Here is a 15,968-nt window from a genome sequence, read left to right on the forward strand (position 1 = left end):
CGGCGGGAGCACTCCCGCCGCCGTATCGGTGTCATTTCATAACACGGCGGCGGCCGCGTAGAGTGGCCGCCGCCATGAGAGATTCCAATGCCTGAAGCATGCATCCAAGCCATCGGATTACCGGCTCATGACTGATACGTGTTGTGCCACCACCATCGATATTGCCGCGTTGCAGGCGCGGCAGCGTCGGGTGTTGATGATCGTTCTGGCGACCAACCTCGCCACCTTCGTGATGATGCTGTCCGCGGCGATCTACAGCGGTTCGTCGTCGCTGCTGTCCGGCGGACTGGACAACCTGGGCGATGCGCTCACCTACCTCTTGAGCCTTGCGGTTATTGGTGCCAGTGATCGCGCGAAAGCCCGGGTGGCATTATTCAAGGGCGCACTGATTCTTGGTGCGGCGCTTGCAGTCGCCATCCAGATTGGCTGGCGTCTCCTGCATCCGGGCGTGCCGATCTTCGAGGCGATCGGTATCGCCGCCTTGCTGAACCTGGTCGCCAATGCCGCATGTCTGCGCCTGCTGCTGCCTTACCGCAAAGGCGACGTCAACATGGCCTCGGCCTGGGAATGCTCACGCAATGACGTATTCGAAGGTATTGCCGTGCTGGCAGCGGCCGCCGGCGTCGGCATCTTCGGCGCAGGCTGGCCCGATCTGCTGATTGCATCGGCATTGTTGCTGATGTTTATACGCTCGGCATGGCGGGTGTTCCGCATGGCGTGGTGCAGCTACACGAACGGAGACAAATGATGAGTGCCGGACACGATCATGTGGGTACAGAGATCAAGCACGAGACGCCGCTGTGGTGGGCACTCGGCCTGACCAGTACGTTTCTTGTCGTCGAGATCATCGGCGGTTTGCTTACCAACAGCTTGGCCTTGTTGTCGGATGCGGCACACATGGCCACCGATGTGATCGCGCTGACGATCTCGCTGACCGCCGTGCGCCTGGCTCGACGTCCGCCCGACGCGAAACGCACCTATGGTTACGCGCGCATGGAAGCCATCGGCGCACTCGTCAACGGTGGCTTGCTGTTCCTCGTCGCCGGTTACATCTTGTGGGAGGCGGCGCGGCGCTTCAGCGAACCGCCTTCGGTGGCCTCCACTGGCATGCTGGTGATCGCGGTACTGGGGCTGGTGATCAACCTCATCTCGATGCGATTGCTCAAGGCCGGCAGCGGTGAAAGCCTCAACGTGAAAGGTGCCTATCTGGAAGTTTGGGCCGACATGCTTGGTTCAGTAGGCGTCATCATCGGCGCGTTGATCATCAAGTTCACCGGCTTCTACCTTGCCGATCCCATTATCGCCGTGTTGATTGGTTTGTGGGTATTGCCGCGGACATTGATCCTGCTGCGAGAGGCAGGGAATGTCCTGATGGAGGGGGCGCCTCGTGGCGTCGATACTGGAGAGGTTCGCAACGAAATGTTGGCGACTCCAGGCGTGGCTGCACTGCACGATGTGCACGTATGGGCGCTGAGCAGCACGCGTTCGGCGATGGCGGCGCATGTGATCATGGATGGCGACGCATCAGACGCGGAAGCGCTGCGGCTCCGGTTGGCGCAGATGCTGGAAGCGCGCTTTGGCATTCATCACGTGACACTGCAGGTCGAAACAACGTCGTGTGGGCATGGGTGCGAGGAGCCACAAAAGGTTTGACCTCCACAGCCGCTTCGCCAAACTGCCCGCCGGTGCCGCTTCCGCGCGATGACTCTCCGTCGGCGTGGCTGCAACAGGAACCGCGCCGTCTTGTCCAAACCAGCGAGCTCATTGCGCGTGCGATGCCGGTGGACCTGAGCGATCGCGTGTGCCGCGGGCAGACGCTAGCCACGGTGGAAAGCAACGACAGCATGTGCGGCTGCATGGTCACCGCCGCTGGACGGGTGGGGTGCTGGCACGCAACCACAACCAACCACTCAGCATGGCCAGCCCGCCCATCGCGAGGGCTCCCAGCATATCGCCGGGATAATGCACGCCCAGGTAGATGCGCGCCCATGCCATGGGCAGACTGAACAGTGCGATCCCGGTGCCCCATGCTCGGGTGCGTCGATCCAGCAACAGCATGCCGGCGACGACCCACTGCGCGGTCAGATGGTCGCTGGGAAAGCTGCCTGTCGCCGCATGCGAAACCCAGGCTTGGCCGACACCGGCCACGAAGGGGCGTGCTCGATCCCAGAAGAGGCCGATGGCCAGGTTCGCGAGCAGTGCCATGGCAGCAGCACCTGCTGCTTTAAGAGCTGGCACTCGCATTGCCCATCGGGGAAACACCAGCATCGCCGCAAGGAGGACGACAGTCAGCATCAACGGCCCATTGGCCAGACCGCGTGCCAGATGAAGCATCGTGGGCGATGGCCGTGTGGACGGATGGATGGCGTGGAACAGTCGCAGGTCAACGGCATACACCACCGGACCAAGCCCTGACACCGGAGAGGTCATGGCTTGACGGTCGATTCGCTGGCCGCAACTCGCGCTTCCTTTGCTTCGCGCAGAATGCCTAGAGCCTCTTTGAGCACGTAGCAGGCGATGGCCGCACCGATGACCAGGTCGGGCAACGCACTGTGCAGGACTAGCACCAGCACACCGGAGATGATCACTGCCAGGTTGGCGATGACGTCGACCCGCGTGAACAGCCACGTGGCGCGCAGATGCACTTCGCCGTGACGGAACCGTTCCAATAGCCTCAACACGGTGGCATTCACGATCAAGGCGATGAGGGCAATGCCCATCATCCAACCACCCTCGGGATGACTGCCCGCAACGAGTCGCCACACCACACCCGCGACGACACCGGCGCCCAAGATCAGCAGCAACGTGCCGCTCACGGAAGCGGCCGATGCTTTGAAGCTTGTACTGCGCTGCCAGGCGACGAGCGCGATGCCGTACGCACTCGCGTCGGCGAGCATGTCCAGCGAATCGGCGATCAGCCCCATCGATTGCGCGATCAGACCCGCGACAATGCCGACCACAAACATCGTGGCATTCAGAACCAGCGCGAGGTGGAGGATGCGTCGCTCCGCTTCATTGCTGGCTTCAGTGTGACAACCACATTCAGTCATGCCCTATTGCCTTCATTCTGCATCGGGGAGAACTTCCCTGGTCGTGGTGGCTGACGCGGAGGATTGGCGGCCGCGACGGATATTGAACGCGAATCCGACCGCCAGCAGCACCAGAATCGTCAACTGGGCCAGCAAGGATTGCCACGTCGGATAAATGCCCAGCAGTTCGATATGCGGCACCGGCGCGACGCTTACTGTGACCCAGCCGGCCTCCTGCAGGGCGGCGATCCCCTTGCCGGTCAGCACGATGGCGAGCAAGGCGATCAGCGCCGAACTGGCGGAGAAGAATGTGCCGATCGGCAGCCGCCGGCTGGTGCGCAGCAGCACCCAGGCGATCAGCCCCAGCACGGCCGCGCCGGCCGCGATACCGCCGAGCAGCCATACTTCCTGGCCGTCGTTCCACAGCGCGGCGTAGAACAGGATGCTCTCGAACACCTCGCGGTACACCGAGATGAAGGCCAGCCCGAAAAGGAACCACGCAGAACGCCGGTTGAGCGCAGCCGCCATCTTTTCCTTCAGGTACGCCTGCCAGCGACCGCCGATACTTTTCTGGTGCATCCACAGACCCACTCCGAGCAACACGAACGCCGCAAACAGCGACGACAGTCCTTCGGTCAATTCACGGCCGGCACCACTGATGGAAATCGCATAGCTGGCGATCGCCCAAGTGATCCCGCCGGCGACGAGCGCAAGCATCCAGCCCGCATGAACATAGCGCAGCGCTTCGGGTCGCGCGGCCTTGCGCAGAAAAGCGAGCAGCGCGACCACGACCAGCAGGGCTTCCAGGCCCTCGCGAACCAGGATGGTGAAGGCCCCCAGAAAGATAGCGGCAACGTCGCCCGCCGCATCGGTAGTGACCTCCTGCGCGCGTACCAATAGATCATCGACAGCGTCTGCCTGTTTCACCACCGACGCCATGGAAGCGCTGCTCGACAGCGCAGTGCGATAGGCGCCCATGGCTGTTTCGAGCTGAGCGCGCAGTGCACTGTCGTGTGCGTTAAGTTGCGGTTCGACCGGTTCCACACCATCGAGGTAGGCGGACAGTGCCAGTTGGGTGGCTTGCGTTTCCGCGCCGGCACGGTAAGCCGCCAGACTCGCCGCCAGTCGCGCTCGCGCTAGAGGAATGCCAGTCAAGGCTTCTTGCTGGATGACGTCCGGGTGAGCCCGCAGATAACCCACGATCGTCCGAGCACGCTCCGCGCCGAGCGTGGGCGTCAACTGCGCCACGCGCGCACGCGACAGCTCCTTCAGATCGGCGATCTGTGCCCGTGCGGCGGTGTCGTGTTGCCAAGTGTCGGCGCCAGTGACTGCCTCCTTGGTATAAGCCAGCGAGCCCACGTAGTATGCCAGTGCCCAACGGTCGTCTGAGGACAGTTGCTGCGCGTAGCTCGCCATCGGCGTGCCTTCCACGCCTTGGCTTATCACCTCATATAACGACAGCGCGCTGCGCTGATCGGCCCGCGTCTGATCGGTGAAGTTCACCGGCCGGGGCGACAGCTGCAGGCCAGCGGGCCCATCACCGTGTCCGGTGGCTCCATGACAGGCAGCGCACTGGGTTTGATAGAGCGTTGTCCCGCGGGTCAGATCGGGCGCGTGTTCTGGTGCGGTCGGCACCGGGTACGCCTGGAGTAGCGCATCGGCCAGCGCATGCGCCTGCGTAGCTACCTGAGCGGGTGTCGCCTTGGCATCGACCGAGGCCACCAGCGCATCCGCCTGTTGCAAGAGTGCCGGTGTGGCGACGGTCGGTGGTAACGCGGTGATGCGCGATCGCGCCGTTGCCGTGAACTCCCGCATCTCGGCGTACTCGGATGTGCTGATGACAGCGCCACTCTTCACCGCGCCTGCGTAATCGGTCGCTAGGTAATCAAGCATCTGCCAAGTCTGTGGAACCGAGGTCATCGCGTCCTGAGCTGTGACCGGGAAGGCCGTCATGCCGAACAGCAGAAGTATCGCCGTGAAAAGGCTGCGCAAAATATTGCGAATACGATTCATTGTCATTCAAGGATGATACTCGTCCTTGAGCAATTCGCCAGCACATCACCTCAGCCTGAGCGTCTGCCGATTCAGCACCAGCAACCGTGCTGCGGCATGCCCAGTCACAAGTTAAGGTCATCCAGCAGATTTGTGCGGCTCGGCGGGACGCAATTGAAGTCGCCGTCGAATCCCTCGGTGATCAGGGCGTCGGATCCACACCGCGTGGCCGCGCAGTTCTCAGGAATGCCGGTGGCGATGATGGATGTCCGGATAATGCGGATGGCTGTGCACCAGCGGTTCGTGCAGGTGCGGATGGGTATGAGGTTCCTTGCCGTCCCACGGGAAGTCGTGGGCGTGCTGGTGATGCTCGTCGTGGTAATGGCGGTGGTTGTGCGCCAGTGCCTCATGCGCGTGCTCGTGCGCATGCCGCTCGCTGACGTGCAGCCACACGCCGAGCGCCATCAGCGCGCCGGCCAGCCAGAACGCGAGCGGCGGATGTTCGGCGATCAGCAGCAGCGACAGGCCGGCGCCGACGAACGGCGCGGTGGAGAAGTACGCGCCGGTGCGCGCCGTGCCCAGGCCGCGCAGGGCGAGCACGAACAGCACCAGGCTCAGGCCGTAGCCGACGAAGCCGAGCGCTCCGGTGGCGAGCAGGGGCAGGATGGCCGGGAAGCGATAGCCCATCACCAGCGCGAGGGTGAGTGTGATGATTCCGGCCACGCCGCCCTTGATCGCGGCTATCTGCACTGGGTCGCCGCCGGCGACGGGGCGTGTCAGGTTGTTGTCGATCGCCCAGCACAGGCATGCGCCGGCGATCGCCAGCGCGCCCCACGGAACCTCGCTGCCGGCCTGGCGCTGCCAGGACAGCAGCACGCTGCCGGCAACGATCGCCAGCATGCCCAGGAACACGCGCCGATCCACATTCTCGCGAAACACCACCCAGGCGAGCACGGCGGTCAGCACGCTTTCCAGGTTGAGCAACAGCGAGGCCGTGGACGCGGGCGTCTGCGCCAGCCCCAGCATCAGCAGGATCGGACCGAGCACGCCGCCGAACAGCACCGCGCCGGCGAGCCATGGCGCGTCCCGTCGCGTCAGTGGTGCCTCAGCGGCGCGCTGGCGGCGCAGCTTGCGCAGCAGCAGCCATAGCGACAGGCCCAGCCCCGAGCCGGCGTACAGCAGCCCGGCCAGCAGCAGCGGCGGCGTCGTGTCCAGCAGCAGCTTGGCCAGCGGCGTGCCGAGGCCGAACAAGGCTGCCGCGGCCAATGCCTGCAAGATGCCGCGGTGGTGCTGGTGGTTGGCGGTCGTCATGTGTTCGCCCCGATGAATCAACGCTGGCGCGCCGTGGCAGCGTAGTGCGCGAGGTTCGCTCAGTCGACCATGCTGTGGCTTTCGGTGGTGCCAAGCAGCTCCGGCTGGGTGGTGACGCGCTGCTTGCGATGCAGCAGCGGATGCACGAACACTGCAGCGAGGATCACCGCCACGCCGAGATAGAACCAGTGATCGAGTTCGTGCTGCTCGCCGAGCAGCACGATCGCCAGCACGATCGCGTAGACCGGTTCCAGGTTGGTCACCATCTGGGTGCCGAACGCCGTCATGTGGCGCAATGCCACCAGCGCCAGCGTGAACGGCAGCAGGGTGCAGCCGAACGCCAGCGCCAGCAGCAGCAGCGCGTCGTGCAGGTTCGGCAGCACGAACAGCGCGCCCTGGTGCGGCAGCAGCGGCGCCAGCAGGGTGAGGAACGCGGTACCGGTGCCCAGCTCGATGAAGGTCACCGTCAGCGGATCGCCCGATTCGACCATGCGCTTGTTGAGCGAGCCGAACAGCGCCACGAACAGCGCCGACAGCACGCCCACCGCGATGCCGATGCGCATGTCCACCGGCACGCCGCCGACCACCATCACCACGCCCGGCACTACCGCCACGCCGATCAGCAATTCGCGCGGATCGAATTTGCGCTTGGCGAGCCACGGCTCGATGAAGGCCAGGAACACCGGCCCCAGCGCGATGCAGGTGGCGCCCACCGAGGCATTGGACAGCTTGATCGCGGCATAGAAGGTCAGCCAGTGCAGCGACACCAGCACGCCGATGCCGGCATATGCGCCGATCAGCCGCCATGACATCGCCCGCAACTGGCGCCGCACCCGCGGCACCAGCAGCAGCGCACCGGTTACCAGCAGCATGCGCCACCACACCAGCGGCAGCGCCTGCAAGGTGATCAGCTTGCCCAGGATCGCGGTAAAGCCCCACAGCAACACGCAGAAATGAATCTGCAGACGAGCCTGATTGACGGGGTGCATGGGCGTACGCGCAAGGGAAGTCGCGGCATTCTAGCGCCATGCCTGGCACGACTCGCGTGCCCGTGCAGGAGCGCACCCTGTGCGCGATGCCTTTGGGTGTCGGGACGAAGCGTGGGGCACCGCGGTACGGTGCGCTCGCGCTTCGACGCCACGTGGTTTGAGTTTGTCTGCCGCTGTGGCAGATTGACCCGACCTGACTGCCTTGGGGAATCGCATGTCCAGCTTCCGCTCTGTCTGCATGGCGCTGTTGCTGCTGGGTGTGCTGCAGGCGATCTGCGGGTGCTCGAAGAAGCAGGAGGTCTCGCCAGCACCGGTCAGCGGAGAGCAGTCGAAGTCCGGGGCGATGCTGGCTTATGAGCACACGCTGCGGATCAAACTGCCGGAAGCGAAAATTGCCGATCGCCTGGCGGCGGCCCGGCAGGCTTGCGAGTCGGATCGATTCGGTGCCTGCAACGTTCTGCGCATCCGGCAGGATGAGCACTCGGCATCGCTGGTCGTGCGAATCGTGCCAGATGGCGTTGAGCCGATGGCGAAGCTGGCATCTCAAGACGGCACGGTCGGATACCGGCAGACCCGGGCCGAGGATCTCGCCGATGTCGTCACCGACAACCGGCGTCAGCGCGACTTGCTGGAAAAGCAAGCCCAACATCTGGCGGACCTCGCCGCGCGCAAGGACATGGCCGTTGCCGATCTGATCGCGCTCAGCCACGAGCAGGCCTCGGTGGAAAGCCAACTGCAATCGCTGCAGGCCGCTGGGGCAAATCAGCAGCGCCGGCTGGATACCAATCGGCTCGAACTGGAGTTCGACAGTAGCGATGCCCGCAGCGGGCGTATCGGTATCGGCTTTTCCGGCTTGCCCGACGAGGTGGCGGACGGCGTGGTCGATGCGTTGGGGCTGCTCGGCTACGGCTTGCCCTTTCTGATTCTGGCCTTCCCGCTGGCGATGCTGTGGCGCCGGCTATGGCGCCGGTTCACCCGCTCCGGACGGCAGCTGCACTGAACGTTGCCGGTTGGCGGACGGTTCGGTCGTGCGGTGAAACCGCCGACAGATGGTCATTTCCTGCTTGATTGAGTCTTCTGGCCCGAGCCACGCAGTTGCATCAGCACCGCGCGGCAGGTGTTCTCGCCGCTGTCCTCGTTTTCGTGGCTGGGCGCGATCAACGCGATCAGCGCGGCCGCCGGTGCGGCGACGGCGCCCAGGGCCACGGCGCCGGCGCCGCGCAGCAGCAGCGGACCCTTCTGCACGCCGACGTCGGGGTGCTTGAGCGTGCCGCGAACATACAGCGGCGAGCGCAGGGATAGGATGCGCAGGCCCTTGGTGTGCGGTTTCACGTCGAGGTCGAGTTTCTCGCTGGCGAGATTCACCGTGCCATCCACCTTGATCAGCGCGTCGTCGGTGTCGAACACGAACAGGCGCATGTCGAACAGGCCGTGCTTCGCGACCATGTCGGTGGCGGCGCAGTTGATCTCCACCGTCTTGTCGCCGAACAGCTTGCCGATGATGATGTTGCCCACGTTGAGGCCGGCGGTTTCCAGCAGCGTCTTGCTGATCGCGCCGTCGTTCATCAGCAGCTTCAGCTCGCCGTCGGCGCTGCCGAGCAGGGCGGCGATGGAATTGCCTTCGGCGGTGAGGTTGGCGTCGCCGTTGATCTCGCCGAAGCTGGTGCGCATCGGCGAGAACTGCGGGAACAACTGTTTCAGCTTCAGATGGCGCGCATGCAGTTCCAGCACGCCGGGCATCGGCGCGCGGCTGCCGTCGAGGGTGATGTTGCTGCGCACGGTGCCGCCGGCCACGCCGAAAGTCAGCGGGTCGAGGTAGAGCGCGCCGCTTTTCAGCACGAGGTGGGTGCGCAGCGAGTCGATCGGCAGCGCCTCGCCGTGTTCGATGCGGGCGGCGCTGAAATCCACGTCGGCGTCCATGGTTCGCCAGCGCCCGGTGCGGAACGGCGCCACCGGCAGCAGTTTGTCGACCGGCTGCGAGGTGTCGGGGCGATCGACCTTGGCGGTGCTGGAGTCGGCGCCGATCAGCGGCGCCAGGTCGGCGAAGCGCAGCAGGTTCGAATGCAGCTTGCCGCTCAGTTTCGGTCGTTCGCCGCCAGTGACGAACAACAGGTCGCCGGCGAGGTCGCTGCCACCGACGTGGCCGCGGAAGTCCTGGTAGTGATAGCGGCCGGAGCCCTCGCCCAGCCTGGCGCTCAGGTGGCCCTCGGTGGCGTAGGGCGGCGTATCGGGCAGGGTGATGCCGGTCAGCGGGTACAGCTTGGCCATGCTGCTGCCGGAGAACCACAGGCGCAGATCAAGCGCGCCCAGTTGCAGCGGATCGGTCAGCGTGCCGACCAGGGCGATGTGGCTGTCGCCGATGTGCACGTCGGCCTGCACCGGAAAGGGCTGGCTGGCGTCCTGCAACGCCAGCACGGCACCGGTCTTGCCTTCGCCGGTGAGCGCACCGCCCTGGTACGTGCCGCTGGCTTGCCAGGCGAACTGGTAGCTGGTCGCGCTGGCCGATTTGTCCCTGGGCACTTCCGGCGCCTTGGCGGCGGCCTTGCCGGTGGTCTTCTGCGCCTGCTTGCGGGCGTCGGCGCTCTGTTGCGCCACGATGTCGTCGTAGGGAATCGCCGCCTGCAACGGTTTCACGGCGACCTTGAGCCTGGTCTGCGTGACCGCGTCATCCAGCCGGATCACGCCGTGGTCGAAACCGACCGAGCCCACGTCCAGATGCCATGCCGACGGCCCGGATTTCTTCGGTGGATTGAAGTGCCAGGTGGCGCGACCGTCCTTGTCGCGCTCCAGGTCGATGCTGGGGTTCACCAGTTGCACGCTGGGTACCTCGATGCGATGCACCAGCAGCGCCCACGGCGAGAGCCGGAAGCGCAGCGCATCCAGCTGTGCGAATGGCGTTTGCGCGGCCCAGTCGGGATTGGCGATGCGGATGTCACGCGCGGTGAACTCGGGCCACGGCACCCAGGCGGCGGGGCCGCTGCGGCTGCGGTCCCGGCGCCAGTCCAGCGTGAGGTCGCCGTTGATGGAAAAGGGCCGGCCGATCGCCTGGCTGACCTTGTCGCCGATGAACGGCCGCAGCCGGTTCCAGTCGAACGTGGCGATGACGATCAGTGCCACCACGAGCAACGCCAGCACGACGCTGCCGATCACCACCAGTGACTGGGTGCCACGCTTCATGGGTTCGCTCCGCGGTCCGCGACCTGCGCACCGGGTTGGCGCATGCGCAGGTCATTCCACGGAAGTCATAACCAGGTCGATGACAAGGTTATGTGCTCGACCGTCGTTGCCGTTCAGCTTTTACCCGCCGGGGTGATAGCTGCGTTCGGTGTGGCCCTTCAATTGTTCCGGCCAGAAGTACACGGTGCGCAGGTTGCCGGTGGTGTAGCGCTCCGCCTCGTCGTTGAAGTGCGGAGAATCGGGGTGCCCGCTTTCGCCGCCGGCGGTGATCGCCCGCGCATGCACCTTCGGCCCGAATTCGACGGCAGCCACGAAGCTGTTGCCGCCGGTGCCGTAGTAGCGCTTGGTACCCGGCCAGCGATGCGCGCCGAACGAGGCCAGCGAACCCCAGCGCGAGGAGGTGAACGGCACCGGGATGCTGGGCTTGGCGTCGTCGAATTTCTGCACGATGTCGCCGTTGATGCGCTGGAAGCGGTTGATCTCGCCCCACGGCACGCCCCAGCTGCCGAAGTCCTGGGTCAGCCGGTCGGAGGCTTCGACCAGCGCATGGAGGCGCGCCTTGGCGCCGGCCTTGGCGGCCATCCGGTCGTAGATCGACAGGCCTTCGGCGGTGTCGGCCTTGCTCACTTCGTCCCACAGCGTATCGCCCCAGAACACCGCCAGCGAGGTCGGCATCGAGGCGATGCCCCAGCGGTAGTCCCAGTCGCGCAGCAACTGGATCGGCCCGGCGAGTTTCGCGCGCAGGGGATCGTCGGCGGGCAGCGCGTCGTAGTCGGCGATCAGGATCGGCAACTGGCGCGCGAACGCGGGCAGGTAGGAGTCGAACGCGGCGGTGATCAGCGAGGGCAGGGTGACCTGCCTGATGTCGGTGAGCAGGCGGATCGCGTGCAGGCCGCGCGGGTTCTCGCCGAAGGTGTCCATGTAGCGCGGGTAGTCGGCCTGCTTCGGGCTGTACGCGCCGGCGGCGGAATACGGCCAGTTGTTGGTGTTGAAGGTCCAGCCATTGGGCGGGTTCACCACCTGCGGCAGCTGGTCCAGCGGCGTCAGGCCCTGCCAGTCGGTGGCCGGATCGCTGCCGTCCACGGGTTTGGTGTAGTCGAAGCGGTTGTCGCGCCTGGGCACGAATTGCGGCAGCAGGAAGGCGATCTCGCCCTTGTCGTCGGCAAACAAGGTGTTGTTGGACGAGTTCGCCTTCAGCTCGGCGACCTTCATGTAGCTGGCGAGATCATGCGTCCTGGTGCGCAGCCAGCTCTGCTCCAGCGCGGGGATCGGCTTGTTCATCAGTGCTTCGGCGATCCACTTGCCGTCCGCCTCGCGCACGATCGGGCCGTGATGGGTGAAGTGCGCGGTGAACGTGCGCTGCGCCAGCGCGCCGCTCTTGTCGCGATACGACAAGGTGATCTGGCGTGACGTCACCGGCCGCAGTTCCTTGCCGTAGCGGTAGAACAGCTTGCCGTCCCGGTGCACGATGGTCTCGGCGAACTCGTCGACCACGTCGACGCCGGTCGAGGTATGCATCCAGCCCACGTGCGGGTTGAAGCCCTGGTAGATGAAGAACTGGCCCCAGGTCACCGCGCCGTAGGCATTCAGCCCCTCGTCGCTGGACATCTGCAGTTCGGAGCGGAAGAAGAACGAGGTGTGCGGGTTGATCAGCAGCAGCGCGTGGCCGTCGGCGGTGAGCTTCGGCGCGATCGCGATGCCGTTGGAGCCGGTCGGCTCGATCCAGCTGGGTTGCGTGTGCACCTGGGCCAGCGGCGCGTCGGCCGGGCTGCCATAGAACGCCTTCAGCGGTGCCAGCTCCACCCGCTCGATGTCGCCGCCGATGCTGCCTTCGGTGAAGGACAGCGCCATCCACGGCTCGAAGCGGGTGAGCACGCGCGGGTGCACGTCGGGATGGGTGGCGAGGTAGTAGTTGAGCCCGTCGGCCCAGCTGTCCATCAGCTGGCGCAGCCAGCGCGGGCTTTGCGCGTACAGCTTCTTCAACTCGGCCGGATCGATGAACAGGCGCTGGCGCAGGTCCTGCCACAGCGCAGAGTCGTCGGCGTCCTTCGCCTCGGCCAGCCGGCCCAGCGCGATCAGGTAGTTGGTCTCGACCCGGTTGAAGTCGTCCTCGGCCTGGGCGTAGGCCATGCCGAACACCGCGTCCGCATCGGTCTTGCCGTGCACGTGGGCGATGCCCCAGTCGTCGCGGGTGATCGTCACCGCCTGCGCCTGGCGCTCCCAGCGCGACTGCTCCGGGGTGGCCGCGGTGGCGGTTTGCAGCAGGCTCCATGTCAGCAGTGCGGCGATGACCAGCACGATCGACGCCCTGTGCGCCCGCGCGATGCCGCCGAGGATGCGTGTATTCATCTGTTGCCCCTTGATGACCGACCGTTCTGCCCAGCGTAGCCCATTCCGCCCGCACCGCGCTGTCGCCCGCTCAGCCGCCGAAACGCTCGCGCAAGGCAGCACGGTGGCGTCGGCTGCAGGGGATGGTGGCACCGTCACGCATGGTCAGGCGGGCGTCGCCGGTATCCAAGGGCTCGATCTGGGCGAGGTAGTCGAGATTGACGAAATAGCCCCGGTGCACGCGCACGAAACGCGCCGGGTCCAGCCGCTCCTCGATCGCCGCCATGGTGCTGCGCAGCGGGTAGTCGCGACCGTGCACATGCAGGTTCACGTAATTGCCCGAGGCCTGCAGCCATTCGACCTCGCTGGCATTGAGCAGGAATTCCCGCCCCAGCTTGCGCACCAGGAAGCGTTCGGGCCGCTCGACCGGTTCGGCCGGCTGTCCCTCGTCGGGGGCGGCCAGCAAGCGCGCCTCGCCCTGCCAGCGGATCAGCCACAGGCGCGACAGGCACAGCAGCGCGATGATGACGAAATAGGTGCGGATGTCCTTCAGATACTCGTAGCCGTAGTGCGCGCCGAACTGGTCGTGGGAACCGACCAGCGCGTAACAGAGCCGACGCAGCGCCACCATGCCGGTGACATGGATGAGGCTGAACGGGACCGTGGCCAGCAGGTGGCGCGGCAGGCTGTGCCGCCAGGTATCGACGCGGAACGGCCAACGGCGTTCCAGCGCGATCACGAACGGGATCAGCGCCAGGATCAGGAGGGCGCTGCTGAACTCCCACACCCAGGGTTTCCACGTGTCCACGTCGGGATGGTCGGTCAGCGCAACCAGCGCATTGAATCCGGCGTTGAGGATGACCAGGGCCACCCAGAAGCCGACTTCGATGGGTCGCCGCCAGCGCTGGAAATCGTCGAAGCTGAGGCCGGGGCGTTCGTTCATCCGGCGATTCTACGCAAAGCCCCGCGACCCGTCCCCGCAGCCCTGCCGTCCGTCCCCGTGACGGGTCGATCCGTCACCTGGCGGGCGACAGCGCGGCCGGAGGCGCTGCAAGATGGAGCCCTCGACCCCACCATCGGAACGCCCATGAACCGCCGCGATCTGCTCAAGGCCGCTGTCGCCGCATCGCTCCTGCCCTTGGCGCTGTCGCCGGTCGCCCGGGCGCTGGCCGGTACCCGCAACCATCTTTCCCGATTGCTGCGCCGGGTGCGGCCGGGCGATCCGGCGTGGCCCGACGCCGACGCCTGGGAAACGCTGAGACAGCAGGTCGGCGGACGCCTGCTGAAACTGCAATCGCCATTCGCGCCGGGGGCGACTGCCGCTGCCCGGGCCGAGGCGCTGGCGCAGATCAAGAATCCGTTCTACGTCGGCGACAACCCCGCGCTGACCCAGACCAGCGGCTGGCTGGATGCCTGGGCCTCGCAGCCCAGCACGTACGCCGTGGCCGCCGAGAGCACGGCCGACGTGGTCGCCGCGGTGAACTTTGCCCGTCGGCATCATCTGCGGCTCGTCGTGAAAGGCGGCGGCCACAGCTACCAGGGCACCTCGAACGCGCCCGACTCCCTGCTGGTGTGGACGCGGCACATGCACGACGTGACCCTGCACGATGCCTTCGTCGGCCACGGCTGCGCGGGCAAGCAGGCCGCACAGCCGGCGGTGAGCATCGGCGCCGGCGCGATGTGGATCGACGCCTACGACGCGGTAACCACCAGGGGCGGCCGCTACGTGCAGGGCGGCGGCTGCACCACGGTGGGCGTGGCCGGGCTGGTGCAGAGCGGCGGCTTCGGCAGCTTCTCCAAGCATTACGGCACCGCGGCGGCGGGCCTGCTGGAAGCCGAAGTCGTCACCGCCGACGGCCAGGTGCGCATCGCCAACGCCTGCACGAATCCGGAGCTGTACTGGGGCCTCAAGGGTGGCGGCGGCGGCAGCCTTGGCGTGGTCACGCGCCTGACCCTGCGCACGCGCGAGCTGCCGGCGTTCTTCGGTGGCGTGTTCGGCACGATCGAGGCCACCACCGATGCCGCCTATCGCGCGCTGATCGCGCGGGCGATCGCATTCTATCGCAGCGACCTGTTCAATCCGCACTGGGGCGAGCAGATGGGCTTCAGCGGCCGCAAGCTGGAACTGAGCATGCTGTGCCACGGGCTGGATCAGGCGCAGATGGAAAAGGTCTGGGCGCCGTTTCTCGACTGGGTGAAGGCGCGCGTGGAATATCGCTACGCCGATCCGATGAAGATCTTTGCGATGCCGGCGCAACGCATGTGGGACGTGGATTTCATGCGCCAGAATGCGCCCGGCGTGATGGTGGCGGACAACCGGCCCGGCGCGCCGAAGCACCATGCCTACTGGGCGACCAATGTGGGGGAGGCGGCCTGGTTCCTGCACGCCTACCAGTCGGCGTGGTTGCCGGCCACGCTGCTGCACGAGGATCGCCAGGGTGCACTGGTCGATGCGCTGTTCGACGCCGCGCGCGAATGGAGCGTGGGCCTGCATTTCAACAAGGGACTGGCCGGCGCGCCCGCGACGGAAATCGCCGCAGCGAGAGACACCGCGACCAACCCGCAGGTGCTCGATGCGTTTGCGCTGGCGATCATCGCCGGCGGCGGTGCACCGGCCTTTCCGGGCATGCCGAAACCGGATCTGGCGGAGGCGCAGCGCGCCGCCGCCAGCATCGGCACGGCGATGGCCGCCCTGCGCAAGGTCGCGCCGAACGCGGGTGCCTACGTCTCCGAGAGCGATTACTTCCAGCGCGACTGGCAGGCCGCGTTCTGGGGCACCCACTACCCGAAGCTGCTCGCCGTGAAGCGCCGCTACGATCCCGACGGCCTGTTCTTCGTCCACCACGGCGTGGGCAGCGAGGGTTGGAGCGGCGAGGGGTTCGTGCGCAAGGATTGACCGGATATCGAGTTCAGAAGGGAAGACGAGGATGTAGGCCGAGCAGCTGTCTTAGTGATCTGAGGACAGCTTGCTTCGGCGGGCAAGCACTTCACCTCCCTCCTGGGGAAGATGGCGCAAAGCGATGGATGAGGGTTCGGGGTCCCCAGCGCGCGCTTCCGCCGCCCCTCGCCCCTACCCCTCTCCCGAGGGGAGAGGGGTTCAACACCTTCACGCGGCGCGTATGCACGCCGCCTCCTGTCCTCC

12 protein-coding genes are annotated in these 15,968 nt (G+C 66.0%); 4 read left to right on the forward strand and 8 right to left on the reverse strand.

Translation table 11 applies throughout. The features are described 5' to 3' along the window. Positions 1–127: 127 nt before the first annotated feature. On the forward strand, positions 128–748 hold the full coding sequence (locus ACVCL9_RS02920) for a cation transporter (protein WP_447099189.1): 621 nt from the start codon (positions 128–130) through the stop codon (positions 746–748). Next, positions 748–1,653, forward strand: a complete 906-nt coding sequence (locus ACVCL9_RS02925) for a cation diffusion facilitator family transporter (RefSeq protein WP_447099188.1) — start codon at positions 748–750, stop codon at positions 1,651–1,653. The genes ACVCL9_RS02920 and ACVCL9_RS02925 overlap by 1 nt, the downstream gene beginning before the upstream one ends. Before the next feature lie 207 nt (positions 1,654–1,860). On the opposite strand, the gene ACVCL9_RS02930 is transcribed toward ACVCL9_RS02925, so the two are convergent. The 5 genes from ACVCL9_RS02930 to ACVCL9_RS02950 all read right to left on the reverse strand — a co-directional run bounded on the left by ACVCL9_RS02930 (position 1,861) and on the right by ACVCL9_RS02950 (position 7,321). Next, positions 1,861–2,430: a phosphatase PAP2 family protein gene (locus ACVCL9_RS02930; RefSeq protein ID WP_447099187.1), complete on the reverse strand. Its 570-nt coding sequence runs from the start codon at positions 2,428–2,430 to the stop codon at positions 1,861–1,863. Then, positions 2,427–3,050: a cation transporter gene (locus tag ACVCL9_RS02935; RefSeq protein ID WP_447099186.1), complete on the reverse strand. Its 624-nt coding sequence runs from the start codon at positions 3,048–3,050 to the stop codon at positions 2,427–2,429. Before ACVCL9_RS02935 ends, ACVCL9_RS02930 begins: the two co-directional genes overlap by 4 nt. A gap of 12 nt (positions 3,051–3,062) precedes the next feature. Then, positions 3,063–5,042: an FTR1 family protein gene (locus tag ACVCL9_RS02940; protein WP_447099185.1), complete on the reverse strand. Its 1,980-nt coding sequence runs from the start codon at positions 5,040–5,042 to the stop codon at positions 3,063–3,065. Positions 5,043–5,261: 219 nt separating this feature from the next. Further along, positions 5,262–6,332, reverse strand: coding sequence for an EamA family transporter (locus ACVCL9_RS02945; RefSeq protein ID WP_447099184.1), 1,071 nt, complete (start codon positions 6,330–6,332; stop codon positions 5,262–5,264). 59 nt (positions 6,333–6,391) lie between these two features. After that, positions 6,392–7,321 carry a DMT family transporter gene (locus ACVCL9_RS02950; protein WP_447099183.1) on the reverse strand — a complete coding sequence of 310 codons (930 nt, stop codon included), beginning with the start codon at positions 7,319–7,321 and terminating at the stop codon, positions 6,392–6,394. 214 nt (positions 7,322–7,535) lie between these two features. Here ACVCL9_RS02950 and ACVCL9_RS02955 point away from each other — a divergent pair, with 214 nt between their 5' ends. Then, positions 7,536–8,321: a DUF4349 domain-containing protein gene (locus tag ACVCL9_RS02955; protein WP_447099182.1), complete on the forward strand. Its 786-nt coding sequence runs from the start codon at positions 7,536–7,538 to the stop codon at positions 8,319–8,321. Between the two features lie 53 nt (positions 8,322–8,374). Here ACVCL9_RS02955 and ACVCL9_RS02960 read toward each other — a convergent pair whose 3' ends face one another. The 3 genes from ACVCL9_RS02960 to ACVCL9_RS02970 form a co-directional block, all read right to left on the reverse strand. Beyond that, a complete protein-coding gene (locus ACVCL9_RS02960) occupies positions 8,375–10,498 on the reverse strand; it encodes an AsmA family protein (protein ID WP_447099181.1) in 2,124 nt (707 codons plus the stop codon). A gap of 120 nt (positions 10,499–10,618) precedes the next feature. Continuing rightward, positions 10,619–12,847, reverse strand: coding sequence for a penicillin acylase family protein (locus tag ACVCL9_RS02965; RefSeq protein WP_447099180.1), 2,229 nt, complete (start codon positions 12,845–12,847; stop codon positions 10,619–10,621). A gap of 70 nt (positions 12,848–12,917) precedes the next feature. Beyond that, a complete protein-coding gene (locus tag ACVCL9_RS02970) occupies positions 12,918–13,769 on the reverse strand; it encodes a LytTR family DNA-binding domain-containing protein (RefSeq protein WP_395117649.1) in 852 nt (283 codons plus the stop codon). A 144-nt stretch (positions 13,770–13,913) separates the two neighbouring features. Between ACVCL9_RS02970 and ACVCL9_RS02975 the strand changes: the two genes are divergently transcribed. Further along, positions 13,914–15,722 (forward strand): FAD-binding protein, encoded by a 1,809-nt coding sequence (locus ACVCL9_RS02975; protein WP_447099179.1) that lies wholly within the window; start codon positions 13,914–13,916, stop codon positions 15,720–15,722. Positions 15,723–15,968 lie beyond the last annotated feature (246 nt).

The organism is Rhodanobacter sp. UC4438_H5, from assembly GCF_052978405.1.